The 25,176-nt window shown below is 70.4% G+C and carries 19 protein-coding genes and 2 pseudogenes; 12 read left to right on the top strand and 9 right to left on the bottom strand.

Translation table 11 applies throughout. The annotated features are described in order from the left end of the window. The first annotated feature begins 141 nt into the window (after positions 1-141). Complete coding sequence (locus WMF46_RS48075) at positions 142-1,929, top strand: ATP-binding protein (RefSeq protein WP_437983397.1); 1,788 nt, start codon at positions 142-144, stop codon at positions 1,927-1,929. Positions 1,930-2,124: 195 nt separating this feature from the next. Here WMF46_RS48075 and WMF46_RS48070 read toward each other — a convergent pair whose 3' ends face one another. The 3 genes from WMF46_RS48070 to WMF46_RS48060 form a co-directional block, all read right to left on the bottom strand. Continuing rightward, positions 2,125-6,012: a DUF4215 domain-containing protein gene (locus tag WMF46_RS48070; protein ID WP_437988019.1), complete on the bottom strand. Its 3,888-nt coding sequence runs from the start codon at positions 6,010-6,012 to the stop codon at positions 2,125-2,127. Between the two features lie 455 nt (positions 6,013-6,467). Next, positions 6,468-7,397 carry a phosphatase PAP2 family protein gene (locus tag WMF46_RS48065; RefSeq protein ID WP_437983396.1) on the bottom strand — a complete coding sequence of 310 codons (930 nt, stop codon included), beginning with the start codon at positions 7,395-7,397 and terminating at the stop codon, positions 6,468-6,470. An 86-nt stretch (positions 7,398-7,483) separates the two neighbouring features. Next, positions 7,484-9,667 carry a beta-propeller domain-containing protein gene (locus WMF46_RS48060; RefSeq protein WP_437983395.1) on the bottom strand — a complete coding sequence of 728 codons (2,184 nt, stop codon included), beginning with the start codon at positions 9,665-9,667 and terminating at the stop codon, positions 7,484-7,486. 274 nt (positions 9,668-9,941) lie between these two features. Here WMF46_RS48060 and WMF46_RS48055 point away from each other — a divergent pair, with 274 nt between their 5' ends. The 5 genes from WMF46_RS48055 (at position 9,942) to WMF46_RS48035 (ending at position 13,600) form a co-directional block, all read left to right on the top strand. Beyond that, entirely contained in the window at positions 9,942-10,595 is a 654-nt protein-coding gene (locus WMF46_RS48055) for a DUF4291 domain-containing protein (protein ID WP_437983394.1), read from the top strand. Between the two features lie 52 nt (positions 10,596-10,647). After that, entirely contained in the window at positions 10,648-11,571 is a 924-nt protein-coding gene (locus WMF46_RS48050) for a DMT family transporter (protein WP_437983393.1), read from the top strand. Positions 11,572-11,838: 267 nt separating this feature from the next. Continuing rightward, positions 11,839-12,561 (top strand): hypothetical protein, encoded by a 723-nt coding sequence (locus WMF46_RS48045; RefSeq protein WP_437983392.1) that lies wholly within the window; start codon positions 11,839-11,841, stop codon positions 12,559-12,561. Positions 12,562-12,582: 21 nt separating this feature from the next. Beyond that, positions 12,583-13,098, top strand: a complete 516-nt coding sequence (locus WMF46_RS48040; protein WP_437983391.1) for a hypothetical protein — start codon at positions 12,583-12,585, stop codon at positions 13,096-13,098. 31 nt (positions 13,099-13,129) lie between these two features. After that, positions 13,130-13,600, top strand: a complete 471-nt coding sequence (locus tag WMF46_RS48035) for a hypothetical protein (RefSeq protein ID WP_437983390.1) — start codon at positions 13,130-13,132, stop codon at positions 13,598-13,600. A 15-nt stretch (positions 13,601-13,615) separates the two neighbouring features. Here WMF46_RS48035 and WMF46_RS48030 read toward each other — a convergent pair whose 3' ends face one another. Then, entirely contained in the window at positions 13,616-14,044 is a 429-nt protein-coding gene (locus WMF46_RS48030; RefSeq protein ID WP_437983389.1) for a MarR family winged helix-turn-helix transcriptional regulator, read from the bottom strand. Positions 14,045-14,137: 93 nt separating this feature from the next. Between WMF46_RS48030 and WMF46_RS48025 the strand changes: the two genes are divergently transcribed. The 3 genes from WMF46_RS48025 to WMF46_RS48015 all read left to right on the top strand — a co-directional run bounded on the left by WMF46_RS48025 (position 14,138) and on the right by WMF46_RS48015 (position 18,624). After that, positions 14,138-15,223: an aldo/keto reductase gene (locus WMF46_RS48025; protein WP_437547835.1), complete on the top strand. Its 1,086-nt coding sequence runs from the start codon at positions 14,138-14,140 to the stop codon at positions 15,221-15,223. A 92-nt stretch (positions 15,224-15,315) separates the two neighbouring features. Next, entirely contained in the window at positions 15,316-17,154 is a 1,839-nt protein-coding gene (locus WMF46_RS48020; RefSeq protein WP_437983388.1) for a DUF459 domain-containing protein, read from the top strand. A gap of 213 nt (positions 17,155-17,367) precedes the next feature. Next, positions 17,368-18,624 (top strand): PAS domain-containing protein, encoded by a 1,257-nt coding sequence (locus tag WMF46_RS48015; protein WP_437983387.1) that lies wholly within the window; start codon positions 17,368-17,370, stop codon positions 18,622-18,624. A 41-nt stretch (positions 18,625-18,665) separates the two neighbouring features. Here WMF46_RS48015 and WMF46_RS48010 read toward each other — a convergent pair whose 3' ends face one another. Further along, complete coding sequence (locus WMF46_RS48010; protein ID WP_437983386.1) at positions 18,666-19,166, bottom strand: VOC family protein; 501 nt, start codon at positions 19,164-19,166, stop codon at positions 18,666-18,668. A gap of 470 nt (positions 19,167-19,636) precedes the next feature. Between WMF46_RS48010 and WMF46_RS48005 the strand changes: the two are divergent. Then, positions 19,637-20,530 (top strand): annotated as a pseudogene (locus WMF46_RS48005) (PA4780 family RIO1-like protein kinase); the annotation flags it as partial. Positions 20,531-20,935: 405 nt separating this feature from the next. Here the strand turns inward: WMF46_RS48005 and WMF46_RS48000 are convergent. Continuing rightward, the gene (locus tag WMF46_RS48000; RefSeq protein WP_437983385.1) at positions 20,936-21,277 is read right to left on the bottom strand and encodes a hypothetical protein; all 342 of its coding nucleotides are present in this window, start codon (positions 21,275-21,277) and stop codon (positions 20,936-20,938) included. After that, on the bottom strand, positions 21,277-22,230 hold the full coding sequence (locus tag WMF46_RS47995) for a lipase family alpha/beta hydrolase (protein WP_437983384.1): 954 nt from the start codon (positions 22,228-22,230) through the stop codon (positions 21,277-21,279). Before WMF46_RS47995 ends, WMF46_RS48000 begins: the two co-directional genes overlap by 1 nt. Between WMF46_RS47995 and WMF46_RS47990 the strand changes: the two genes are divergently transcribed. Further along, positions 22,229-22,627, top strand: a complete 399-nt coding sequence (locus WMF46_RS47990; protein WP_437983383.1) for a hypothetical protein — start codon at positions 22,229-22,231, stop codon at positions 22,625-22,627. The two genes, WMF46_RS47995 and WMF46_RS47990, sit on opposite strands and share 2 nt — an antisense overlap. A 25-nt stretch (positions 22,628-22,652) precedes the next feature. Then, positions 22,653-22,976, top strand: a complete 324-nt coding sequence (locus tag WMF46_RS47985) for a hypothetical protein (protein WP_437983382.1) — start codon at positions 22,653-22,655, stop codon at positions 22,974-22,976. A gap of 102 nt (positions 22,977-23,078) precedes the next feature. Here the strand turns inward: WMF46_RS47985 and WMF46_RS47980 are convergent. Continuing rightward, positions 23,079-23,489 (bottom strand): annotated as a pseudogene (locus WMF46_RS47980) (hypothetical protein); the annotation flags it as partial. A 379-nt stretch (positions 23,490-23,868) separates the two neighbouring features. Beyond that, positions 23,869-25,077, bottom strand: coding sequence for a winged helix-turn-helix domain-containing protein (locus WMF46_RS47975; RefSeq protein WP_437983381.1), 1,209 nt, complete (start codon positions 25,075-25,077; stop codon positions 23,869-23,871). Between the last annotated feature and the right edge of the window lie 99 nt (positions 25,078-25,176).

Here is a 25,176-nt window from a genome sequence, read left to right as displayed (position 1 = left end):
GATGGAGCCCGCCGCGGGGGCTCGGCACGGGCGCCGATTCCTCTAGGTTCGACCGCACCGACCCTGAACACCGCCGCGGACCGCGGCGGCCGCCCGGCCGTACCGGCGGCCGCGCGGCCGGGCGGGCGTGGCCGTCCCGCCATGTCCCTCGCCGCTCGCCTCCTGCTCGCCTTCGGGCTCGTCGCGATCATCGCGACGGCGTTCGTCGGGCTGACCCTCCGCGAGGCGTCGCGCGAGATCATCGAGGGCGGCTTCGCCGAGCGGATCGACGCGGCGCATGCAGGCGTCCGGCAGCAGCTCGCGTGGGAGGCCGACGCGCTGCGCGACCTCCTGCCGCCGCTCTGCCGGCACGACACGTTCGTCGACAAGGCCCACGTCGAGCTGGAGCGCGCCAAGGGCGACCCGGACGCGATGGACCCGGGGAGCCGCATCGCCCTCGGGCGGCTGGTCCCGAGCCAGGCCAAGGCGCTGCGCCTCGACGAGCTGTCGCTCGTCGCGGGCGACGGGAGCGTCCTGGGGGCCGAGGACGCCGCGCGCATCGGCGCGCGCGACAAGCGGCTCGCCGAGCTGATCCAGGCCCCCGGGGGCGCGCCGCGGCTCCGGCCGGCGAAGGCGGGCGGCGAGCCGTCGCTGGAGGTCCACTGCGCCCTGTCGAGCCACGGGGTGACCATCGGCCTCGTGGGGGCGCGGCGGATCGGCCCGGTCCTCGCGCGGATCGGCGAGGCGTACCATGTGCGCCTCACGGCGGCGCGGGAGGGGGAGCTCGCCCCTCGGAGCAGCGAGGCGGAGGTCGTGCGCGTCCTCCATTTCGCGGAGATCCCGGGCCTTGACGTTGTCGCGTCTGTTCCGCGCGATCCGCTGAGGCAGGCGCTCGCCCGGCTCGACCGTGCGATCGCGCTGACGGGCGCCACGGTGCTGGCGATCGCCGTCGCGATGGCCGTCGTGCTGGCGCGCAGCCTGTCGCGGCCGCTCGTGGCGCTGGCCCGCGAGACGCGCGAGGTGATGAGCGGCGCGCCGCGGCGTGTGGAGGGGCGCGGGGGGCGGGAGATCGCGGATCTCGCGGCGGCGTTCAACGCGACCATCGACGAGCTCGCGGCGATGCGCAAGCGCCTGGCCGCGACCGAGCGCATCGCCGCGCGGCGCGAGGTCGCGCGCCAGATCGCCCACGAGATCAAGAACCCGCTGGCGCCCATCCGTGCGGCGGTGGAGACGCTGCGCCGGCTCCGGCAGCGCGACGACCCGGCGTTCGACGACTACTTCGCGGAGGCGACGTCGACGGTCTTGAACGAGGTGCACCGCATCGCGAACATCGTGACCGAGTTCACCCAGTTCGCGCGTCTGCCGCCGCCGAACCTCACGCCCATCGATCTCGTCGCGGTCGCGCGCGGCGTGATCACGCTGCACGCCGCGCCGGCGTCGGGCGAGGTGACCTCTGGCGCGGGGTTGTCCTCCGGTGCGGGCGCCACCTCCGGCGCGCCGTCGCCGCGCGTCGAGCTCGTGGCGGATCCGATCCCGGAGGTCTCGGCCGATCGCGATCAGCTGATCCAGGTGCTCACGAACCTGGTCCAGAACGGGCTGGACGCCGCGAGCGCCATCCGGCGCGACCCGCGCGTCTCGGTGACGATCGGCCCGCTGCCGAACGACCGCGTGCGGATCGTGGTGCGCGACAACGGCCCCGGCGTGGCCGAGGAAATGGTGCCGCGCCTGTTCGAGCCCTACGCGACCAGCAAGGAGAAGGGGACGGGTCTAGGCCTCGCGATCGCGCAGCGGATCGTGTTCGAGCACGGCGGAGAGATCACCTACCGCAAGGCCAAGAAGGGTGGCGCTGTCTTCGAGATCTGGCTTCCCATCGCGGGCCCCCCCCTCCTGGAGAAGCCGCTGGGCGACACCACGGTGCGCCCGCGCCCCCCCGACGCGCCGCGCTCGTGAGCGATCGCGCCCCCAGGTGAGCCCCATCCCAGGGTGTTCTCCCGCCTCTCGCGCCCCCTCCGCCGGGCGCCGCCGACGGCCACCCGCACAGGAGACGGGCCCAGATCGGCGTTTTCGGCGCGGAAGCGTACTCCTGTACGCTGAGCACCGAAAACGCCGAGGTGGGCCCGGATCCGCCGCGGGTGGCCGTCTCTACTACTGGGGTTGGCCGTCGTTCTTGCAGGCCGAGCTGCAGCCGTCGCCGCTCGTGTTGTTCGCGTCGTCGCACTCCTCGTACAGGCTCTGCCGGACGCCGTCGCCGCAGTACGGCCCGTAGATGCACCCCGGCGCGCACTTGCCGTAGCCGCCGGTGTTGTTGCCGTCCCCGTCGTCGCACTGCTCGGGGCCGTTGACCACGCCGTCGCCGCAGCGCGGGCCGTACAGGCAGCTGGGGCCGCACTCGCCGTAGCCGCCGTCGTTCACGCCGTCGTCGCACTTCTCGCCGAGGTTGGCCTGCACCACCGAGTCGCCGCACTGGGCGCCGAGGCGGCAGTTCTCGCTGCAGCCGGTCGCCTCGTTCGGGGGATCGCACTGCTCACCCCAGTCCTCGTCGACGCGGCTGTCGCCGCACTTGGCCGCCGGCGTGCAATCGGGGAAGCAGCTGCCGTAGAAGCCGTCGTTCACGCCGTCGTCGCAGGTCTCAGCGCCGTTGACGGCCGCGTCGCCGCAGTACGGCCCGTACGCGCAGTGCTGCGTGCACCCGTTGTAAGCGCCGTTGTTGTCGGCCTCGCCGAGGTCGCAGTCCTCCTCGTCGGGCTGCACCACGCCGTCGCCGCAGCGCGGGCCGTAGAGGCACATCGGCGCGCACTCGCCGTAGCCGCCGTCGTTGACGCCGTCGTCGCACTCCTCGCCGTAGCTCGCCTGCACCACCGTGTCGCCGCAGAGCGCCCCGAGCTGGCAGCCCACGCAGTTCGGGTCGGCCGGGTCGTCGCACTCCTCACCCCACTCCTCGTCGACGTTGCCGTCGCCGCACCGCGGGGCGGGCGTGCAGTTCGGGTTGCACGTGCCGTAGAAGCCGTCGTTGCTGCCGTTGTCGCACTGCTCGGGGCCGTTCGTCGCGCCGTCGCCGCAGTACGGCCCGATCTCGCACTCGCGCGTGCAGCCGCCGTAGCCGTTCGCCGTGTTGCCGGAGCCGAGGTCGCACGCCTCGTACGGCGCGTTGACCGCGCCGTCGCCGCACCGGGGCGGGGCCACGCACCCCGGCGCGCAGGCGTTCGAGGCGTTGGCGTACGCGCTGTTGTTGAGCCCGTTGTCGCAGGTCTCCGGGCCGTTCCTCTGGCCGTCGCCGCAGTACGGCCCGAGCTGGCAGCTGTTGCACTCGCCGTAGCCCGTCCCGTTCTCGGTGCCGTCGTCGCACTCCTCGCCCGGCGTCACGACAGGCGGGTCGACCCCGCACTGCGGCGAGCAGACCGACGTGCCGGCGCTGAAGCCCGACAGCGTGAGCTGGTAGTTCGACCCGGTGACGTGGCGCTCGGCCTGGAACACCGCGATCTCGTAGACCTTGCCCGGCTCGAGGTTCAGGTCGACGTCGTAGGGCGTGCGGGCGCCCGCAGGGCAGGTGTTCTGGGTGCAGGGGGTCACGCGGGCGTCGCCGTTGTCCAGGATGGTCACGCTCTCCTGGAGCTGCCCGTGGATGCCGCCGATGTCCGCGGTCAGCGTGTTCTTGATGAACACCCAGACGTCGTCATCGCCGAAGAAGGTGAGCACCGGATCGGCCGCGGCGCCGTTCGGCGTGAACTGGAACCAGTACCGGACCTCGCTCGTGAAGTAGTAGTTGTGCGAGGGGTTGCTCTGCTGCGCCTTCTCCAGCCCGGCGGAGACCAGGTTGTTGAGCACGGGATCGCCGTTCGGCGGGGTGGGGTCCACGGGCCAGAACGGGCTCCGCTGGTACACGTACCTGCCGGCCTGCGGGGTCAGCTCGATGGAGGTGACGAGCGTCCTGTTGTACGTCGGGTTGTCCCGGTACCACCACTGGAAGTTGTTCTGCCCCGTAGTCCAGCCGTTCGCGTCGCTCGGCGTGACGAAGCCGGGGCCGAACCTGCTGACGGGCTTGCCGGCGGCGTCGAGCGTCGACTGGACCATTTGGTCGATCTGATTGCCGCTGGGATCGATCTCGAAATCGAAGTGCCCGACGAGGGTGTCGTTCAGGTTGTTGTCGCACGCGCTGTTGCTGACGGTGCGGTCGTACGAGGTCGGGCACCAGCCGATGAAGTCGCGGAGGACCATCGGCAGCCGCATCTCGGTGGGCTGAACGGTGCAGGCGTAGCCCGGCTCGATCGTGCACGTGGCGGAGCAGCCGTCGCCGCTCGCGGTGTTGCCGTCGTCGCACGCCTCGGTGGCGTCGCCGGGCAGGAGCATGCCGTCGCCGCACCTCGAGATGCACGCGCCGCCGCTGCAGTTCGGCTCGCCCTTGCAGTCCGGCGTGCAGTTGTCGCGCCAGTTGCCGTTGCCGTCGTCGCAGGCCTCGGTGCCCTCGCGGACGCCGTTGCCGCAGACGGAGTAGCCCGTGCAGTCCTGGGGCACGGCGTTGGTGCACACCCGCCCGGGCTCGATGCGGCACGTATCGTCGCAGCCGTCGCCCGAGACGAGATCGCCATCGTCGCACTGCTCGGCGCCGCGCTTGCGCCCGTCGCCGCAGATGGTCTTGCAGGGGAACCCGACGCGCGAGCAGTCCCAGCCCTCCTCGATCGTCTGGCAATCGGCGCTGCAGCCGTCGCCGCTCGCCGGGGGCTGCTTCCCGTCGTCGCACACCTCGGTGCCGCCGACCTTGCCGTCGCCGCACACGGGCGGCGGCGGCGGGGTGCAGCGCCCGCCCGCCGGCGGGCACGTCCAGCCGACCTCGATCTTGCACTGCGCGGTGCAGCCGTCGCCGCCCTCGGGGGATGCCCCCCCGCCGTCGTCGCACTGCTCGCCGAGCTGCACGACGCCGTCGCCGCAATAGGTCCTCACGGTGCAGGGTTGGCCGGGCTTGCAGACCCAGCCCTCCTCGAGCCGACAGTCCGCGGAGCAGCCGTCGCCGCTCGCCGGCGGGTCGTCGCCGTCGTCGCACTGCTCGTTGCCGCTCACGCGGCCATCGCCGCACAGGTAGAGCGGGATGCACGGCTCGCCCGGCTCGAGGCACACGTACGCCGGGTCCTTCACCTGGCAGTCGGCGGAGCAGCCGTCGCCGTCCGCGGCGTTGCCGTCGTCGCAGAGCTCGCCCGGCTGCACCTTGCCGTCGCCGCACTCGATCAGCCGCACGCAGGGCGATCCGGGGGTCGGGCAGTTGTAATAAGGCTCCTGCCGGCACAGGCTCGAGCAGCCGTCGCCGCTCGCGGTGTTGCCGTCGTCGCACCCCTCGCCTGTCTCCTTGGCGCCGTTGCCGCAGACCGGCAGCCGCGTACACGGCAGACCGGGCCGGCTGCACTGGAACCCCGCCTCGCGCTTGCAGTCCGCGCTGCAGCCGTCGCCGGACGCAGGCGGGTCGTCGCCGTCCTCGCACTCCTCCGAGCCGTTCACGCGGCCGTCGCCGCAGTCGTAGAGCAGGATGCACGGCTGGCCCGGCTTCGGGCACACGTACGAGGGGTCGACGTAGTAACAGTCGGCGCTGCAGCCGTCGCCATCGACGTTGTTGCCGTCGTCGCAGAACTCGCCGGGGTCGACGACGCCATCGCCGCACGCGATGGTCAGCTCGCAAGGCTGACCGGCCGTCGGACACTCCCAGTAAGGCTCGACCTGGCACTGCCCAGAACAGCCGTCGCCCGGCAGCGTATTGCCGTCGTCGCAGGCCTCGGACGCCTGGTTCAGCGCCGCGTCTCCGCAGGCGGGGTCGGGAGGCAGGAAGCACTCGGGGGGCGGATCGGCGACGTCGCACGGGTCCGGCTCGCCGCCGCCGTTGCCGCCAAGGCCGATGCCGCTGCCCACCGTGAACTCGGGCACACCGCCGGTTCCGCCGGCGCCGCCGACGCCAGGCGGGCCGCCGCCGGAGTTCGCGCCGCTCCCGGAGCCGGTCGCATCGCTCGTGGTCGCGCCGCCCCCGCCGCAAGCGACCGTGATCTGAAGCAATCCCACCGCCAAAGCCAGATAAGAAGTCCTTAAACCCACGGCCACCTCGATAACGCACGTAGCGCTCTTCCCGAGCAAACGGCGCTAGACACACTTTATCGTAAAAGTGCACCCCGGCTCCAGGCGAAATTGGCGGCGCTGCTGTGCTCGGCGCGGGTCTTCATTCGCGCTTCATTCGCGCTCATCGCCAGTCGCCGCTGTGGTTCTGCGCCTTGGTTCTGCGCCCAGGCGTCCACCTCGGTCCTGCGCCTTCGTCTCGGCGCAAATTTCGATAGTAATGTCTATTTCCACCGTGGCTCAACACGGCTTCTGCCGACGAGCTCGCGGCTTGATGTCGAATCGGGCACGGCCGGAGTTCGATCTTGACATCGCCGGGCTCGCCGCGGATCAGGGCGGCGGCGGCGAGGTTTACGCGGGCCAGCCGCCGCTCACCCGGCGATCAGCGACTGGCCGTCTCAGGAAGGCAGCGGCTGCCCGTCGATCCGGCCCGGCCTGCGCCGCGCGACCTCGATCCCCGAGATGCAGACGGCCAGCCACACGGTGCCTGCGGCGAACCCCGCGAGCACGTCGCTCAGGTAGTGCACGCCGAGGTACATGCGGCTGAAGCCCATCGCCACCGTCCAGCCGAGCGCGAGCGCGACGAGCGCGAGGCGAGCGCGCAGCGTCCGGAGGAGCAGGAGGCCCAGGTACGAGAGCATGCCAAAGGCGACGAACGTGCCCATCGAGTGCCCGCTCGGGAAGCTCCACCCCGCGGCCACCGCGAGCGGATCGGCGAACGTCGGCCGCGGCCGGGCGAACAGGGCCTTGAGCGCGAAGTTGAGGAGCCCGCCGCCGGCGAGCGCGAAGAGCCACCCGACCGCGAGGACCCGCCGGCCCCGCCTCAGCAGCGCCGCGGCCACGACGACCGCGAGCAGCGCGAGCGCCCAGAAGCTGCCGAGGAGGGTGAACGCGCGGAGCGCCTCCACCCCGGCGCGGCTCGACGACGCGTGGAGCGCGCGCGCGAGCGCGAGATCGACGTCCACGATCGGCTCGCCCTCGCGCACCCCCTCCGCGAGCGCGACGAACACGAGCGCGGCCATGCTGAGCACCAGCCCGAGGCCGAGGTGGATCACGAGGTACTCGGCCGCGGAGAGCTCGCGCAGCACCCTCGCGACCGCGGGGAACCGGGCCGCGAGGCGCTGCGTGGCCGGGTGCGCGGCCGCCGCGGCGTAGGCCCGGACGGCCCACGCCCACAGCGCCCGCGCGTGGCGGTCGGAGAAGCGCGCGACGGCGACGAGCCCGAGGAGCACCCCCACCGTTCCGATCAAGAGCAGCGCGAGCAGCAGCAAGGGCCGCGCGCCGACCGCCGAGGCCAGCTGCTCGGCGGGGAGGTCCAGCGCTTCCATGCCGGAGCTCTATAGCGGGGCGCATCTTCGTGCGCCACGGGCCCATCCCCGTCGCTCGGCTCGGCGCGGCGTACGTTCGATCTCGCTCAGGGGACGAGCGACACGACGGCTTCCGGCGTCGCGAGATCGCTGATGTTGGCGACCCGGATCTCGTCCTCGGAGACGGAGTAGACGTAATCCTCCATGAAGACGCTCCGCTTCACGAACGACGTCGCGTTGCTCCACCAGTTCCCGCAGCTCGGGCCGTTCCCGCCCGCGCTCGCGTCCGGCAGCGGGTGGGGCACGCCCCCGACGGACGTGAAGCCCGCGCCGGTATCCACCTTGTAGACGAGCAGCCCGCTGAACGTCATCGTGTCGCCGAAGTCGCCGCCGCTCCCGCCCTCGCAGATGACCATGGGGATCCCGAGCAGCCCCCGCTGGGTGAAGTAGTTGAACGCGAGGTGGTTGGTCGCGGCGTCGCTCGCGGAGCCGCGCGTCCCGATCACCTCCTTGTGCGTGAGCGTCGGCGCGTCGAGGTCCGTCACGTCGAAGATCTGGAGCAGGATCCCCTGGAACCACGCGAAGTCGCCCTGGTCGTCGGCGTCGTAGCCGATGCTCATGACGTGCCCCTCGTCGATCATGTGCATGTAGGTCGAGAAGCCGGGGATCTTCAGCTCGCCGCGCACCCTCGGCGCCTCGGGATCCGAGAAGTCGATGGTGTAGAGCGGGTCGGTCTTCTTGAAGGTCACGACGAACCCGACGTCGCCGTAGAAGCGGGCGGATCGGATGTCCTCGCCGGGCGCGAGCTGGTCCACCATCCCCTTGACCACGAGCGCGCCGCCCTCCTGCTTCAGCGACGCGACGGTGTTGTGCGTGTCCGGGTCGGGCAGGTGCCCGGTGGTGGTCGCGATGCGGAGATACCCCTCGTGCTCGCTGAGGGCGAACTGGTTGAGCACGCGCCCCTTCACGACGCCGCTCCCCAGGTACGCGCTCGGCGCCGCGCGCTCGCTCAGCGCGAACTTGTGGACTGTCGTCGCGTCGGGCGTCGTCTCGCCGTCGTCGTAGAACCAGCCGTACGTCTCTCCGTACTGGTGCCGGCTCGCCACGTAGAGCGAGTCCGCGGTCGCGTAGACGGCGCCGGGCCTGCCCACGATCGTCGTCTGGCCGAGCGCCTCGGTGCCGAGCTCGGTCGAGACGACCGAGAGGAAGCTCTGCCCGTCGCCCGTGTTCGACAGGTAGAAGTTCTCGCAGCTCGCGAACGGGGCGTGGCTGCTCGTCGAGGCCACGCCGTCCCGGTACAGCGTGTCCTCCACCGTGGGCAGCTGGATGTCGAGCGGGGCCGCGTCGATCACGGCGAGGTTCTTCTCCACGAGCTTGTCGTACGCGCTGTTCACGGCGGCCACCGTGGACGGGTTGACCCCCTGCTCGGACAGGGTGCAGATATCGATGCCCTCTGGCCAGGTAGAGAGTCCCTCCACCACCGGCTCGGGGGAGGCCACGACCGTGTACACAGCGCTCCCGATGCGCCGGGCGTTGAGGAACGATCCGGAGAACTTCAGCGTCCGAACGACCGTCGGCGCCGTGAGATCGCTGATGTCGAGCTCGGTGACCAGGAGCGGCGTGCCGTCGCCCGTGAACTCGCAATCATATCCGTACGTGCACTCACCCCCGTAATAAGGGAGCTCGCCGTCAGGCGACGAGGACGGGGACAGCGACGAGTACACGAGGGCGCGCTTCTCGTGGACGAAGAGCTTCTTCGGATCCCCCTCGATCACGACCGACGCGACGCGGTGCGTGTCGGCGGCGGGCCACGCGTCGAAGATCTGGAATTGCCCGTGGGCCAGGATGTAGACGTGCTCTCCGTCGTTCTTGATGAAGTCGGCCTCGTCGACGTCCGCTTCCTGCGTGTTGGTCGTCGAATACTCCGTGGCAGCCCCGTCGTCCCCTCCTGCCTCCTCGGCCGGCGGCGAGACGGGCCCTCCCGTGGAGGAGGAGGAGCCGGAGGAGGCGGATGCGACGACCCCGCCGTCCGCGCCGGACCAGTAGCACCCCTCCTCGAGCTGCTGCAGGGCGGACTTCCGCGCCACGTCGACCGACTTGATCATGTTCTGCTTCAGCCGTTCGCGGAGCAGCGCCTCGACATCGTCGCAGCTCGTCGCGGGCGTGAGGGCGCTCTGTGCCAGGCCCGTCTCCGCGGGCCCGCCCGATCCGCTTCCGCGCGAGCAGGCGGCGAAGCTGGCGCCGAGCGCAAGCAGAGAAACAAGCGTACAACCCCTGTAGAATGATCGCATGTGAGTCTCCGTGTCCGTCTGTCGTTCGGATCGATGGCCTCAGGAGAAGCACTCGACATGCCGAGACATTTCGTCAGCAATTACGGGCAGATACGGCGGATACCACCTGGCACATGCCGGCACAAATTGCGCCTGACAGCGGATGGGGTCAGCGCGCAGGCGCCGGAGGGCCCAGTGAGGAAGTGAGGAGGAAGAGGAGCGCCGCGGTGACGCGGGAGCTCGGACGAGGCAGGGTGGGTCGAGGAGAGCATGAGGAGGGAGTGATGCAGGCGTGATGAAGAAGCTGGAGCTCGAGTCGTATTCTGCGCAGGCCGCCCGCTGGCCCTCGGCAGGACGCCACATCCTCGCGCAGTTCGACGCCGAGACCGTCGTGGTCTATCAGGCGTACCGTCCGTCGATCGCGCGCCACGCGGCCCTGCACCAGCGGCTCGGAGGGCCGGAGTTCAGCTTTGGCCGCATGAGCTGGATCAAGCCGAACTTCCTCTGGATGATGTTCCGCTCGGGCTGGGGCACGAAGCCCGACCAGGAGGCGGTGCTGGCCATCCGCATCCAGCGCGCGGGGTTCGACGCGATCCTGGCAGCCGCGGTGCCATCGGGCTTCGTGCCCGAGCTCTACCCGAGCGAGGAGGCGTGGAAGAGCGATCTCCAGCGCTCGGACGTGCGGCTCCAGTGGGATCCGGACCACCATCCGTCGGGCGCGCCGGTCGAGCGGAGGGCGATCCAGCTCGGTCTGCGGGGCGCGACGCTGCGGCGGTTCGCCGAGGAGTGGACGGTGGGCGTGGAGGACATCTCCGCGCTCGTGGCGGAGCAGAGGGAGGTGCTGCGCGGCGGGGGTGCCGGGCAGATCGAGATCCCGCGGGAAGAGGTGTATTGGCCGACAGCGGCGGAGGCAGCGAGGCGGGTCGGGATAGAGCGCTGGGAGGCGTAGCGGGACGACGAGCCCTGGCCAGGGTAGCGGCGCTTCCCTACTGTCGGCGCCAATGGCTTCCAGCTCTCTCGGCTTCGCCGAGTCCCGCCAGCAGCGCATCGCCCACGTCCTGCTGTTCGTCACTCCGGCGCTGTTCACCGCCAACATGCTGCTGGCGCGCGCCACGGCGGATTTCATCCCGCCCGTGGCGCTGGCGGAGCTTCGATGGATGGGCGTCGCGCTGGTGCTGCTCCCCTTCTGCGGCCGCGAGCTGTGGCGCAACCGCGCCGCGCTACGGCGCGACTGGGCCCGATATGCCCTGCTCGGCCTGCTGGGCATGGGCATCTGCGGCGCCGGCGTCTATTACGGCGCCGCCACCACCACGGCCACCAATATCGGCCTGATTTACGCCGTCTCGCCGGTGATCATCATCCTGCTGTCACGGGCCATGTTCGGAGAGCGGCTCAGCCGGCGCCAGGGCCTGGGCGCCGCGCTGGCGCTGACCGGCGTGCTGGTCATCGTGCTGCGCGGCGACCCGGCGGCGCTGCTGGCGCTCCGCTTCAGCACCGGTGACCTGATGATCCTCGGCGCCGCGATCTCCTGGGCGCTTTACACGGTGCTGCTGAAGCGATGGCCCGATCCGCTGGGGGTCCAGGCGCGGCTCACCGCGATCGCGCTGGCCGGGGCGATCCTCCTTTTGCCGCCGCTCGGCTGGGAGCTGGCCAGCCGCGGCGCGCCGCATTTCGACCTGCGCACCATCGCCACCGTGGTGACCCTGGTCCTGGTGCCGGGCGTCGGCGCCTATGCCACGTACAGCTATATCACCGAGCATCTCGGCCCCAGCCGCACTGGCCTGCTGCTCTACCTGTCGCCGGTCTATACCGCCGTGCTGGCGTGGCTGCTCCTCGGCGAGGCGTTTGCCCCCTACCATTGGCTCGGCGCGGCGCTCGTCTTGCCGGGCCTCTTCTTCGCCACCCACAAGCCGAAGGCGACCTGAGTACCCCGCGCTTGGCGACCCGACCCCTGCCCGAGCGGCTGCGCCCGGCCGAGCTGCCGCCGCCCGGCGGCCCCGGGGGCCGCTCCCGCCGGCGCGCGCCCTGACGCGTCGCGCCCTCCATGATCTTGCCGCGCCCTCCATGATCTCGCGGATCTTGCGCGGCGCCCCCTCGTGCGCAGGTTCTCTCCCGGCGCCTGCGGGCTCCCGGTGCTGGGCTCGGCGCCTGCTTGACAGAATCCTCCAACAGCACCAGACAGATCCCTCCAGATGATGACGAAGACCACCCTGCCCGTCGTGCTCATGACAGCCCTCGCCGTCGCGACTGCCGGCTGCGATTCCAGCGGCAGCGGCGGGCGGTCCAGGGAGCGCTGGGCGACCACCGAGAACACCAACGTCGAGCTCGACTTCGACAAGGTCAACGAAGCCTTCAAGGCGGCCGAGGGGCCCGAGGACTTCGAGCGGCGCGTCAACGAGATCTACCAGGGGAGCGAGGTCATCAGCGTCGCCGTACAGGACCTGGACGCCAAGACGCAGGTCGTCACCGGGTTCTTCGACAAGAACAGCGACGGCGGCGTGCAGGACCCCGAGAAGGTGTTCTCGATCCGCCGCGACGTCTCGGGCGAAGGCGCCGCGCAGATCCAGACGTCCGGGTTCGGCCCCTACGGGTACTACCACTCGCCGGTGATGAGCCTGGCGTCGGGCATGCTCCTCGGCGCCATGGTGTCGTCGGCGCTGCGCCCGAATTACGTGCCGGTGTACACGCAGCCGTACACCACGCCGCCCGGCCGCGCGCCCGATCTGCGATCCCACCGCGAGGCGTACCGCGCCTCGAACCCGTCCAGCGTCGACCACAGCAGGTCGTCGCAGACCGGGCGGCGCTACAACAACGCCGGCGGCAGCCGCTTCGGCAGCGGCAAGTCCGGCGCCGGCTCGCGCTTCGGCGTCCGCCGCAGCGAGCGAGGCCGCAGGCCCGAGCGCCTGGTCGCGTAGCCGCGCGCGCCGGCCGCCGCGATGCAGCCCCTGCGAAGCATCTCCGAGCTCCCGTTCCGCTGCCGTCCCGCGCTGGAGCTGCTGAACCTCGAACAGCACCGCGACGAGCCGGACGTGGAGTCCACGCAGTTCGGCTGGTGCCGGGTGGACGCGCTCTGGCTGGATGGCCGCGCGGGTCGCGGGCCGCTCCGGGTGACCGACGCGCTCGTCGTGGCGGTGCACGCCGCGGACGAGCCGGAGGTGCTGCCCGATGACGTGGAGCTCGAGTTCTTCGTCGAGGAGGTCGCCAAGGACTACTCGGTGACCGTGCTCCTGTCGGCGTTCCTCGAGCGCTGGCTGCCGGCCGCGCTGTCGGCCGAGCGCGCCATCGTGCTCGCCATGTGCAACCCCCACGCCGCGCGCATCCGGCGGCCGGAGGCGGCGGGGCGCACCCCCGTGTATTATGCCGACGGCGACGTCGACGCGTGGCTCGACACCGACCCAGACGGTCGCCGGCACATCCGCCTCGAGGCGGAGGCCTGGCGCACCGCGGAGTGAGACGATGTTCGAAGGACGCAGACAGCCAATCGTGTCGCGCGAGCAGAAGCTGGTTTATGCCGGCATCTACGTGCTGAAGAAGATGGACCTGAAGCCCGCCGACGGAGGCATGGAGATGCCGCTCGTGCTGCCGTCCGAGCTGAGCCCGCTGGAGGACGTCCTGCAGGAGCTCGTGAACGCCGACCTCGTCGAGGTCAACCGCCGCAAGGCGCGGTTCGAGCTCACCAAGAAGGGGCTGGCCTACCTCGGCGAGATCATCGACGAGGCGGAGGCGCTGGTCGACGAGTTCGACGACGAGTCGCTCGAGGACGCGGTGGCCGAGCTCCGCGGGCGAAACGTGGACGTGCTGCGGGCCCGGTTCCTGTGGGGCTGGTACGACGGCGAGCTGGACGATCTGGTGCTCTTCCAGCAGCGCCGGGGCGCGACGCCGGTCGAGCAGTGGTGGGCGGACTACCTCATGAGCGACGCGTTCTACGAAGCGCTGCGGAGCGACTACGAGTGAGCGCGAGGGCGGCCGTCAGCGCGGGCGGGCGCGCTCCCCCGTCAGCCGCGTGAGGAGCCGCGCCAGCTCGGCGCGCTCGCCTGCGGAGATCCGCGCGAGCCTTCGCCCGAAGGCGTCGTCGAGGATCGCCCGCGCCGCCTCCATCGCCTTGCGCCCCGAGCGGGTGAGCGTCAGCCGAAAACGCCGCAGATCGCCCGCCTCCGTCTCACGCTGGACGAAGCCGGCCGCCTCCATCCGCTTCACCATGAAGGTGATCGAAGGCTTGGGCGTGATCAGCGCGCGCGCGAGCTCGGCAGGGTGAGGGTGGTCGTCGAGCTTGCCGAGGAGGAAGAACTCCTTCATCTCGAGCCCCAGCGCGCGCACCTCTGGCTCCACCTCGGCCATGACCGCCATGCTGAACTCGAAGTTCAGCGTCCAGAGCTCCCAGGGCGAAGGCTTGTCCATGTTCTCTCTGCTCGCGCTTGACGATGGATCGGTGCGGCATTACTAGTTCAACATTGAACTGTTCGAAACGGAACAAGTTCCGGAGGTGATGCGATGCCGCTCGATCATTATGTCACGCTCGGTCGCTCAGGTCTGCGGGTGAGCCCCTTTTGCCTCGGCGCCATGACGTTCGGCGAAGACCTGGGCTGGGGGAGCAGCGTCAAGGACTCCGAAGCCATCCTCGACCGCTTCATCGAGCTCGGGGGGAACTTCATCGATACGGCGAACCTCTACACCAAAGGACACTCGGAGAAGATCATCGGGGACCACCTCGGCCACGACCGGCAGAAGCGCGACCGGCTGGTGATCGCCACGAAGTTCAGCGGAAACCTGTACGTCGGTGATCCCAACGGCGGCGGCTCGAACCGCAAATCGATCCTCGCCGCCTGCGAGCAGTCGCTCCGCCGGCTGCGCACCGACTACATCGATCTCTACTGGCTGCACAACTGGGACAAGTTCACGCCGATCGAGGAGACCATGGCGGCGCTCCACGATCTCGTCCAGTCGGGGAAGGTGCGTTATATCGGCGTGTCCGACACCCCTGCGTGGAAGGTGACTCAAGGGCAGCTGATCGCTCAGTTCCGCGGATGGGCGCCGTTCATCGGGCTGCAGATCGAGTATTCGCTCCTCGAGCGGACGGTCGAGGGGGAGCTGATCCCCATGGCCCAGGAGCTCGGGCTGGGGGTGACGCCGTGGTCCCCCCTGCGGAGCGGGATCCTGAGCGGCAAGTACACGCGGAGGAACGCCGCGACGGTCAAGCCGGAAGGGCGGCAGTGGGCCGCGGGCTACCTCGACGAGAGGAGCTACGCGGTGATCGACGAGCTCGAGCGGATCGCCAAGCAGCTCGAGACCACCGTCGCGCGCGTCGCCCTCAGCTGGGTGCAGGCGCGCCCGGCGGTGTCGTCCACGATCATCGGGGCGCGCACGCTGGCGCAGCTCGACGACAACGTGAGGGCGCTCGAGGTGAAGCTCACGCCGGAGCAGACGGCGGCGCTCGACGCGCTCACCGCTCCGAAGCTCAACTTCCCGGCCGAGTTCCTCAATCTGGCGCACATGATCCAGGCCGGGGGGACGACGATCAACGGTCAACCGTCGCAGCTCATCCCCTTCGGCGTCACGAAGAAGGGCGATCATTACTGACGAGTAACCTCGACCACGGCGCGATCCGCGCGACGCGAGCGCGCGGCAGGGGAGGCGCCGCCCGGGCGTTTTGATAGTCTCGCCCTCCTCTCGTGGACACGCCCGCCCGTCGCCCGCTCTTCCCTCACCTGCCCGCGCTCGACGGGCTGCGCGGGCTCGCCCTGCTCGGCGTCCTCTTCTTCCACGCGAACGGGATGCTGCGCGGCGGCTTCCTCGGCGTCGATCTCTTCTTCGTCCTCTCGGGCTACCTCATCACGTCGCTCCTCCTCGCGGAGCACGAGGCGCGCGGCGCGATCTCGCTCAAGGACTTCTGGATCCGCCGCGCGCGCCGGCTCCTCCCGGCGCTCCTCGCGCTCGTCCCGGTGGTCGTGCTCCACGGGCGCCTCTTCGGGCCGCCGAGCGCGCTCGCCGGCCTCCGCGCCGACGTGCTCGCGACGCTCGGCTACGTGGCGAACTGGCGCGCCATCTACGCGCACAAGAGCTACTGGGAGATCTTCACGTCGCGCTCGCCGCTCGAGCACACGTGGAGCCTGGCGATCGAGGAGCAGTTCTACGTCGTCTGGCCGCTCGTCATCGTCTTCGTGCTCTCGCGGTGGTCGCGCCGCGGCGTGCTCGTCCTCACGCTGGCGCTGGCCGCGCTCTCCGCGATCGCGATGCTCGTCCTCTTCGCGCCGGAGAGCACGACGCGCGTGTACATGGGCACGGACACGCGCGCCTCCGGCATCCTCCTCGGCGCCGCGCTCGCGACGGTGCTCACGCCGCGCGCCGAGCTCTCCGCGGGCGCGGTGCGCCTCCTCGACGGCGCCGGCGTCGCCTCGGCGATCGGCCTCGCGATCGCGTGGTCCCTGTTCGACGGCCAGTCGTGGCTCCTTTACCACGGCGGGTTCTGGCTCACGGAGCTCGGGGCCCTCGTCCTCATCGCGTGCGCCGTGCAGGGCTCGCGGAGCCTGGTCGCGCGCGCGCTCGCGTGGCGCCCGCTCGCGTGGGTCGGCACCATCAGCTACGGCGTCTACCTCTGGCACTGGCCGGTGCACGTGTTCGTGTCGAGCGATCGCCTGCACGGCCCCGCCCTCACCGCGCTCCGCTTCGCGGTAACCTTCGCGGTCGCGCTCGTCTCCTACCGCTTCCTCGAGAAGCCGATCCGCGAGCGCGGGCTGCCGAAGGGGCGCTCGTTCTGGGCGGTGCCGGCCGGCGTCACGCTCGGCCTGCTCATCGCCGTCCGCGCGACCCACGCGCAGGACGGCGAGGCGCCGAAGGGCTCCGCGATGATCGACGCGCTCGTCACCGCGGTCGTGAAGGACGACGTCACGTTCCGCGTCGTCGTCGTCGGCGACTCGACAGCGAACACGCTCGGCTGGGCGCTCCGCGGCCTGCAGGAGCGCGGGCTCGCGGTGGACCTCCACGGGCGGGACGGCTGCACCATCATGGCGGACCTCTGCGGCATGACCGAGTGGCCCGCGCTCCTCGCGCAGGCGAAGCCCGACGCCGCGGTCCTCTACCTCGGCGGCGCCTTCATGCACGGCATCACGGTGAACGACGAGTGGACGAAGGCGTGCAAGCCGGCGTGGCACGAGCGCTTCGAGACGAACCTCGTCACGAACCTCGACAAGCTCCGGAACCCGCACGGGCGCGTCTGGATGGCGACCGTCCCCTACGCGCTCGGCGACTGGGAGACGAAGGACGTCCGCGAGCAGGTCACGTGCATCAACCGCTCGATCCGGAAGGTCGTGGCGACGCTGCCCGACGTCGCGCTCCTCGACCTCCAGGAGAACATCTGCCCCGGGGGCGAGTGCCGGCGCATGTACGAGGACGGGGCGATCCGGCCCGACGGCGTGCATTTCACGATCGAGGGGGCGCGCGGCGTGGCGCAGTGGACGCTCGCGGAGCTCCGCGCGAAGCGCGCTGCGGCGGACCCCGGGCCGCCCCGCTGAGCGGGCACGCCTCCTGGATGAGCCGCCGGGCGGCCTCGAAAGCCGGAATCGCTGCTGCGATGAAGCACTGCCCACATCATTGGGCACAATCCAACGCGTCCCGCCTACCGGCCATGCGCTCGTTCGCCCGCCCGATCCGCCGTGCAGCACGGAATTCTCGCACCACAGAGGCGAAGAAATCCGCTAGGCGTAAACAAGGAGGGCACGGACAGTATGACGGATATGCCTACCTCGAACGGCTCGATGGCCGCGCGGGCAAAGGGGCCGGAAGGCACGCTGGTCGAGCAGATATTTGATCTGGCGCCGACCATCCTCTGTGTCCTCGATCTCAGGGACAGGCGGATCGTCGCCCGCAATCGCGCCTTCGTCCGGGCGCTCGGGATCAACGACCAGGAGACGCCAGAGCGCGCCTGGGAGACCCTCATCTCTCGCATCCACCCCGAGGACCTCGATGGGTCAGCAGGTCATGTGCGGCAGCTCACGGCTTCACTGGACGGCCAGCCCCTCGAACGCGCGCTACGCGCGCGGTGCAGTGGAGACGTCGAGCGCTCCTTTGCCCTGCGCTGTGTGGTCCTCACGCGCGGCGACGACGGGGCGGCGCATCAGATCCTCGTCTCGGCCGAGGATGTCACCGAGAAAGCGCGCCGTGAGGTGGAGCTGCAGAAGAGCGAAGCGCTGTTCCACGCGTTCCTTGAGTACATGCCTGCCATGATGTTCGCCAAGGATTCGGACAGCAGGTATGTCGTGCTCAACGCTCAATTTGAACGGTTCATGGGCATGGAGCCGGGGAGCGGCGCTGGCATGCGCGACCACGACATGCTCCCGGACGACATCGTCGCTCAGGTGAAGGCCGCGGACGACGCGGTGAGGAACACCGGCGTTGCGACGATGTTCGAGGAGAGCGTCCCTCACCCGACAGAAGGGATAAAGCAGTTCCACTCCGTCAAGTTTCCCGTCCGGGGTCCTGGCATCCCGGAGGGGACGGTCGGGGGCGCGGCCATCGATATCACGGCCATCAAGCGGGCGGAGGCCGAGCGCCAGGAGGCGCAGCTGGCGGTCATCGCGGCGCAACAGGCGATCATCCGGGAGCTCGCGACGCCGCTCTTGCCGATCGCCGACGGAGTGCTCGTCATGCCGCTCATCGGCACGCTCGACCCCGAGCGGGCGAGCCGGATCATCGAGACCTTGCTCTCCGGGGTCGGCGCGCACCAGGCGACCATCGCCATCATCGACATCACGGGGGTGAGATCGGTCGACGCCCAGGTGGCGGGGGTGCTCATGCAGGCCGCTCGCGCGGTGGGGCTGCTTGGGGCGAAAGTCGTGCTCACGGGCATTCAGCCGGCCATCGCGCGGATGCTCATCGACCTCGGCGTGGATTGGCAGGGCCTCGTGACAGAGGCCACGCTGCGCAGCGGCATCGATTACGCGCTGCGGACCAGGGAGCGCAGAGGGGGCGCCACCCCCGGCTGAGCGGACGTGGAGGTGCCCGTGGGACGGAGCATCAGCATCCCTCACGCTTGCTCGGGCACGCCCCCCGGGACGCGCGCGGGCAGCGGAAGCTCGACGCCCTCGGACAGGTTGCCCTTGCCGGGGACGTGGTTGATCTCGAGCCGGATGCCGTCCGGATCCTCGAACACGATCGAGTAGTAGCCTGCCGCCCACGCACCGTCCTGCGGCGCCTGCACGAGCTTGCCGCCGAGCGCGGCCAGCGTGCTCTCGAAGAACCCGTGGAATGCGTCGATGTCCTCGCGGCTGCGGGCGCGGAAGCACAGGTGGTGCAGGCCCGGCTTGTACTGGTGAAAGCGGGCGCCGGCGTGCTCCGGGTTCACGGGGCGGATCAACAGGCCGGTCTTGCCGCCGATGTAATAGAGCATGGGCCGTTCGCTCTCGCTGCCCGGATCGTCGTACTGGCACTGCATCTCGAAGTGCTCGCACAGCGCGCGGTAGAACGCGCGGCTGCGCGGGAAGTCCGTGACCGACAGCTGGATATGGGCGATTCCGGCGAGGTTCATGGCGATCACGGTAGCCCAGCTCCGACCGGTGGAGCGCTCTTCGTGGCAGGACCACGCGCAAGGCGGGCCTGCGTCCACCCTACCGGCCCCGCGGCGTTCCGGCGCTTCGGGCACAGCGAAATCTTTCGAAGCACGCTTTCTGCAACTTCGCAGCCGTTGCCCCTGCTCCCCGCGATCGCCCTTGTTCGTCGTATCCCCTCCGTGCGCCTGATCCAGCCGCGCAGCGCCGTCTCGGTCAGGTCGAGGTCCGTCGCCACCTGGCCGATGCTCTCCGGTCGCCCACCTTCGCCAGCCGGTACACCTCCGCCTTCGACTCGGGCATGAACGCCCTCCTCCTTCACCGTCCCATTCCTGCTCCCTGGTGTCGTCCGGGGTGTCCGCGCAAGCGGGGAGGACCAATCCAGTTGCGGCGCCCCAGATCGTGTGGCTAGAAGGCGGAGAACGATCCCCGGCGGAGAAGCAAGAACGAGATGCGAATTCCCAGCAGCCTGATGTCTCTGGCCGACGAAGGGTTCATCGAGGAGGTCGTGCGCCCGCTGATGAGCGGCAAGGAAGCGGAGGTCTTCCTGGTGCGCTCCGGCGGCGAGCTTCGGGTGGCCAAGGTGTACAAAGAGGCGCAGGACCGGACCTTCAAGAACCGGGCGGAGTACACGGAGGGGCGCAAGGTGCGCAACAGCCGCGATCAGCGCGCGATCAACAAGCGCTCGCGCCATGGTCGTGCGCAGGACGAAGCCGCCTGGAGATCGACCGAGGTGGACATGATCTTCCGCCTGCACAGCGCGGGGGTGCGCGTCCCGATACCTCACCATTTCATCGACGGTGTGCTGATCATGGAGCTCATCACCGACGCCGACGGCAGCCCGGCCCCGCGGCTCGCCGAGGTGAGACTGAACCCCGACGAGGCGGTGAGGGTCTTCGACCGATTGCTGGCAGAAGCGGTCCGGATGCTGAGCGCCGGGGTCGTGCACGGCGATCTGTCCGACTTCAACGTGCTGATGGGGGCGGACGGGCCGGTCGTCATCGATTTCCCGCAGGCAGTGGACGCTTCCAGCAATCAGAACGCGCGAAAACTGCTGCTGCGCGACGTCGACAACCTCCAGCGCTTCCTCTCTCGGTTCGCTCCCAATCGACAGCCCCGCCCTTACGCGCAGGAGATGTGGGAGCTCTACTCGTGCAGCCAGCTCACGCCCGAGACACGGCTGAGCGGCCGTTTCCAGGCGTCTTCGAGGCGGGTCGATACCGACTCGGTCCTGGAGCTCATCAGCGATGCCAACCACGACGAGCGCCGCCGCCGTGAGACGCAGGGGCGGAGCATGCGGGGCGTATCGTCCCCGCCTCGCAAGGTCGAGGTGGTGATTCTACCGAGCAGCCCGCGAGACCGCGCACGCCGGAACGCTCAGGGAGCACAGGCGGGCGGCGCGGCGAGCACTCGCCCAGCACAGGCGGGCGGCGCGGCGAACACCCGCCCAGCACCGGCGGGCGGCGCGGCGAACGCTCGCCCAGCACAGGCGGGCGGCGCGGCGAACACTCGCCCAGCACAGGCGGGCGGCGCGGCGAACACTCGCCCAGCACCGGCGGGCGGCGCGGCGAACACCCTCTCAGGCGCGGCGAACACTCGCCGGGCTTGACGTCTCCGAGCCGCCTGCTGGTGTTCACAGCGAAAGCTCTCAGCCCAGGTTCATCGTAAAGAACAGCTGCACCGGCATGATCTCGGCAAGCCGCGGGAACCGGGTGAAGTTCGCCGGCGAAATCCGCGTCCGACGCCGGGCTCAAATCACCTTGTCGTCCGAGCTCCCGGAGGGCGTGTCCGGCGTGGCGCCCGCGCTGCCGGCCGGCGCCTCCCCCGGCCGTGCCTTCTGCTCCACGAGAAAGAGGACCACATCCACCGCGCCCCCCACGGCGCGGTTGACGAGGCGGATCGCCCCGTGGACGCCGGACAGCGTCGTATCGTGGATGAGCCGGATCCCCCTCACGGGCGCCTTGATCGGGGGAATCTGCTCCAGCAGGTCGAAGGGCAGCTTCGCCGCGTCCTTCTGGATGCGCTCCACCCGCCGGGAGCCGTGGTCGACCGCGTCCTGCACGAGGTCCTTCAGGCCGCGCCACCGGTCCATCACACCGCCTCCTCGCACCACGCGCGGATCTGCGCGTAGACGTCCGGGTCGTGAGCAAGGCGCAGGTGTCCGAGCGACGGCATGATCCGCGCGTGCTCCTGAGGGAAGGGCGAGCACCGGTCCTCGACGACCGCCCGCCCCGTGGCGCTCCGCAGCGAGACCATCGCGTCCCCGAACAGGAGGGAGAGCCTCGGGTCGGCCGTGAGCGCGCCGGCGATGAGATGATGGCGAATGTGGGGGAGCAGGGGCACGGGATGGCGGCGATTCTGGAGCAGGGCGTTCGCGCTGGCGCCCTCCCAGTCCTCGCGGCGTAGATTGGCGTACGCCAGGTCTTTCATCCCGCCGCTGCGGAGGTTGACGATGTCGGCGATGAGCTTCGTGTACGGATTGTCGATGCTCGCGAGCGTCCACGTGACCACGTTGCCAAAGCGCTCCAGCGGGGCGCCGAGGTGCGGTGTTCCGAGATAGAAGGCCCGCTTGACGAGGGGCAGCCACCGTCGATCCTTGTCGCTCGCCGCGTGCGCGGCGCTGCGCGCGACGAGGCCGCCCATGCTGTGGCCGATGAGGGCCAGCTCCTCCACCGCAACAGGGTAGGCGCAGACGAGCTGTTCGAGGAGGACATCCAGGGCCTCGCCGTTCTCGGAGACACGAAGGCCGCTGTTGTACCGCACATGAAACGGTGTGTACCCGAGGTCGCGCGCAAGCAGCGATCCGTAGGTCTCGCCGTCCGGCATCGTCCAGACTTCCTCGGTGCTCATCAGCCCGTGCACGAGCACGACGACGCGGGGCGTGGCCTGGGCAGAGACGGCCGCGGGAAATGCCCTGGCAATCGGCACGGGGTGCCCGTCGCGGACGAGCTGCATCGCGGTCGCGAGGCCGTTGCTGGTCCGCTTCAGGTAGTCGCCGAGGACGCCGTTGAGCACCCCGACGACCCGCTCCAGGTGGTTTCCCATGCGACGATCCGGCCGCATCCTGGCACGGATCGGCGCCGGGGGCGACGCCGGGCCCCGCTGCGCCGGACGGTGGCCCTCGGTGGCCGACATGCTGGGCGTGACGTTCCCGCCGCCGCTCAAGCCCGAGCAGACCGCGCGGCTGCGCAAGGCGCCGCCCGGCGATGCGGGCATCCTGGACGACGTGGCGGCGCTGCTCGCGGAGGACGACGCCCTGAGAATACCCGAGCGCCCGAACCCCACCGACGGATCCGCGACGCGAACAAGCGGCGCGACGAGGCGGAGCCGCGTGGCGTCCAGGTCGCGAACCGTTCAAGATGCCACGAAAGGTGCGACCGAGGAGGCGCTGGTGCCGACCCCGCGTGCGGCGCGGCAGCGCACCGCCGCGCCGTTGGGCTAACCGACCTCATTGACAGGTTTTCATCATGGGGATGTTCGACTGGTATACGCCGGTGCCGCAGCTCGCTTGCCCCAGGTGTGGGACTACGGTCGACGGCTGGCAGGGAAAGGATGGTCCCTGCGGCCTGTTCGAATGGGTGCAGGGGATGCGTTCACCGCCTCGGCAACACGTCGACGAGGAATGTGCCATACCGGCGTCCGACCGGGAGCGCTTCCGGCTGCCCGCGCACTTCGAGATCTATACCGACTGTGAGCTCTGCCGCGCCTGGCTCGAAGCCGAGGGCTCGTGTGAGGGCGACGTGTGGAGCCGCATCGAGCTCGTCGGAGCGACCCGACCGAGGTTGCGGTGATGTCGGAAGAGTATCTCGCTGAGCTCAGGAGCGGTCTTCCATGAAAACCGGGCGCGCGGCCGTGTCGCCGGCCGCTCGACGGCTTCCCGACGCTGTACGCGCTCAGGAGCCGGTCGTCGCGAGCAGCTCCCTGGCGTCGCCGACGGATGCAGCGCGGCGGATCCAGCGGTCCAGCTCGGCGATATCCGTGCTCGCGAGGACGCGCTCCCGGACCTCGGCAGGAACCTCCAGCCCGCGGGCCTCGAGGACGGCCAGCACGGCCTGCACCTTCCCTTCGAGGAGCCCCTGCTGCCGCCCCTGCTCCACGCCCTTGGCCACGTAGCTGCGCGCGAATTCGCTCTGAAACTCGTATCCGCTCTTCATCATCGCCTCCAACATCCGCCTCGCCGCTGCGTTCAGCGAGGATAGCACCAGGTCCCCGTAGACGGCGCGGCGCTCCTCATCGAGCCCGCCTGCCGCCGCCAGGAACGCCACGCCGATCGCCTCCCCCGCCTCGCCCTGCCCGTGCGCCATCGGCCAGCGTCGGCCGGTTCTTGAACAGCTCCACCAGGGCTTCATGGGTCACGGAGAGCATCGGGGCGTCTCTCGGGTGGTTACAGCCATGCCGGACATCGTGGCTCTCCAGGCGGTATGCCAAGCTCATGCGTGGGCCCCGCAGGAGTCGGAGCAGCCGTGTCCTGCTCTTCAATTCCGGGCACCTCCCTCGAGTTGTCACGCCGTGTGATCTGCGTGCGCCCCGACACCAGGGCACGGACCCGGCGAGAGTGGCGCTCGGGGTTGCGCGATACTTCCGCGAGCCTTGAAGCGATCTCCGGCGGCGACCCGACCCACCTGGAGAGACGTGTGAAGATTGCCCGCTGGGCGCCTGGCTACACGCAGCGTGTTGTCGTAGCTATCTGCCCGACAGGGCCCCCGCCAGCCGCTTGGCCAGGTCGCCTTTCGGCTCCACCCGCACGCGCTCCAGCCCCAGCCACGCGGCCATGGTCCGCAGCTCGCCTGCCAGCCGCTCCGGCGTCTGCGCGCCCGCCGAGGGCTCGCCGTGGCTTGCCTGCACGAGCAGCACGCCCGCCTTGCGATCGGCCTTCAGGTCCACCCGCGCGGTGATCGCGTCGCCCTCGAGGAACGGCAGCACGTAATAGCCGTGGGTCCGCTTCGCCGCGGGGGTGTAGATCTCGAGCCGCACCCGCACGCCGAACATCCGCTCGGTGCGCTCGCGGAACCAGATCAGGTTGTCGAAGGGCGAGAGGAGGGCGCAGGCCTCGATCCGCCGCGGTCGCCGGGCGGCGGGATCGAGGAAGGCCGGCTCCCGCCAGCCCTTCACGCCCACGGGGATCAGCTCACCGGCCTCGGCGAGCTCGGTGAGCCGCGCCTTCGTCTCGGCGACCCCCATGCGGAAATGGTCCCGCAGGTCCCGCTCGGTCGCCACGCCCAGGGCCCGGGCGGCGATGCGGATCAGCGCGCGCTGGGCGTCCTCGCGCGCGGGCGTCGGCGCCTCCATCACCGCCCTGGGCAGCACCTTCTCCGGCAGGTCATACACCCTCTCGAAGGTCCCCCGCCGGGTGGCGGTCGTCAGCTCGCCGCTCCAGAACAGGCACTCGGCCGCCCGCTTGGCGTCGCTCCAGCCCCACCAGCCGCCCGGCCCCTTCTTGCCGATCTCGAGCTCGGAGGCGGCCAGCGGCCCGCGCTCGCGGATCTGCTCCAGCGCCTGGTCCGCCATCGGCCGATGCTCGCGCAGGAAGCGCGCCACACCCTTCCAGACGCCCGCCCCGTCGCGCGCGTCGGCCATCCGCCAGCGCAGCAGCGGCTGGGTGGCGAGCGGCAGCAGCGACGCCTCGTGCGCCCAGTACTCGAACAGCGGCCGCTTGCTCGCCCACGCGAGCTCCTCGAGCATCGGCCGCGGATAGGCCCCCAGCCGCGAGAAGGCCGGCAGGTAATGGGTGCGCGAGACGACGTTGACGCTGTCGATCTGCACCACGCCCAGCCGCTCGATCAGCCGGGTCAACTGCTGCTTCGTCGTCGCCGGCCCGGGTCGCTCCGCCCGGAAGCCCTGCGCCGCCAGCGCGATGCGCCGGGCCTCCGCCGCCGACAGGGTGTCCTTCATCCGCGCCTTCCGTCCGTCGAGGCCCGCACCCTAGCTGGCCCTGCTCACTTGGCAACAGATCATCGACCCCCTCCTGACATCTGATCCCTGGCCGGGCGC

The organism is Sorangium sp. So ce117, from assembly GCF_051524395.1.
GTDB lineage: Bacteria > Myxococcota_A > Polyangia > Polyangiales > Polyangiaceae > Sorangium > Sorangium cellulosum_B.
The sequence above is the reverse complement of the archived record's forward strand: the minus strand, read 5'-3'. Positions and strand labels throughout refer to the sequence as shown.

Bases quoted from the DNA above. Each gene is read 5' to 3' on its own strand.
- WMF46_RS48000 (WP_437983385.1), bottom strand. From the start codon at position 21,277: ATGGACCGGTGGCGCGGCCTGAAGGACCTCGTGCAGGACGCGGTCGAC.
- WMF46_RS48025 (WP_437547835.1), top strand. From the start codon at position 14,138: ATGCCGCTCGATCATTATGTCACGCTCGGTCGCTCAGGTCTGCGGGTG.
- WMF46_RS48015 (WP_437983387.1), top strand. From the start codon at position 17,368: ATGACGGATATGCCTACCTCGAACGGCTCGATGGCCGCGCGGGCAAAG.
- WMF46_RS47990 (WP_437983383.1), top strand. From the start codon at position 22,229: ATGCGACGATCCGGCCGCATCCTGGCACGGATCGGCGCCGGGGGCGAC.
- WMF46_RS48040 (WP_437983391.1), top strand. From the start codon at position 12,583: ATGCAGCCCCTGCGAAGCATCTCCGAGCTCCCGTTCCGCTGCCGTCCC.
- WMF46_RS48010 (WP_437983386.1), bottom strand. From the start codon at position 19,166: ATGAACCTCGCCGGAATCGCCCATATCCAGCTGTCGGTCACGGACTTC.
- WMF46_RS48060 (WP_437983395.1), bottom strand. From the start codon at position 9,667: ATGCGATCATTCTACAGGGGTTGTACGCTTGTTTCTCTGCTTGCGCTC.
- WMF46_RS48075 (WP_437983397.1), top strand. From the start codon at position 142: ATGTCCCTCGCCGCTCGCCTCCTGCTCGCCTTCGGGCTCGTCGCGATC.
- WMF46_RS48050 (WP_437983393.1), top strand. From the start codon at position 10,648: ATGGCTTCCAGCTCTCTCGGCTTCGCCGAGTCCCGCCAGCAGCGCATC.
- WMF46_RS47975 (WP_437983381.1), bottom strand. From the start codon at position 25,077: ATGAAGGACACCCTGTCGGCGGCGGAGGCCCGGCGCATCGCGCTGGCG.
- WMF46_RS47985 (WP_437983382.1), top strand. From the start codon at position 22,653: ATGGGGATGTTCGACTGGTATACGCCGGTGCCGCAGCTCGCTTGCCCC.
- WMF46_RS48055 (WP_437983394.1), top strand. From the start codon at position 9,942: ATGAAGAAGCTGGAGCTCGAGTCGTATTCTGCGCAGGCCGCCCGCTGG.
- WMF46_RS48030 (WP_437983389.1), bottom strand. From the start codon at position 14,044: ATGGACAAGCCTTCGCCCTGGGAGCTCTGGACGCTGAACTTCGAGTTC.
- WMF46_RS48065 (WP_437983396.1), bottom strand. From the start codon at position 7,397: ATGGAAGCGCTGGACCTCCCCGCCGAGCAGCTGGCCTCGGCGGTCGGC.
- WMF46_RS47995 (WP_437983384.1), bottom strand. From the start codon at position 22,230: ATGGGAAACCACCTGGAGCGGGTCGTCGGGGTGCTCAACGGCGTCCTC.
- WMF46_RS48045 (WP_437983392.1), top strand. From the start codon at position 11,839: ATGATGACGAAGACCACCCTGCCCGTCGTGCTCATGACAGCCCTCGCC.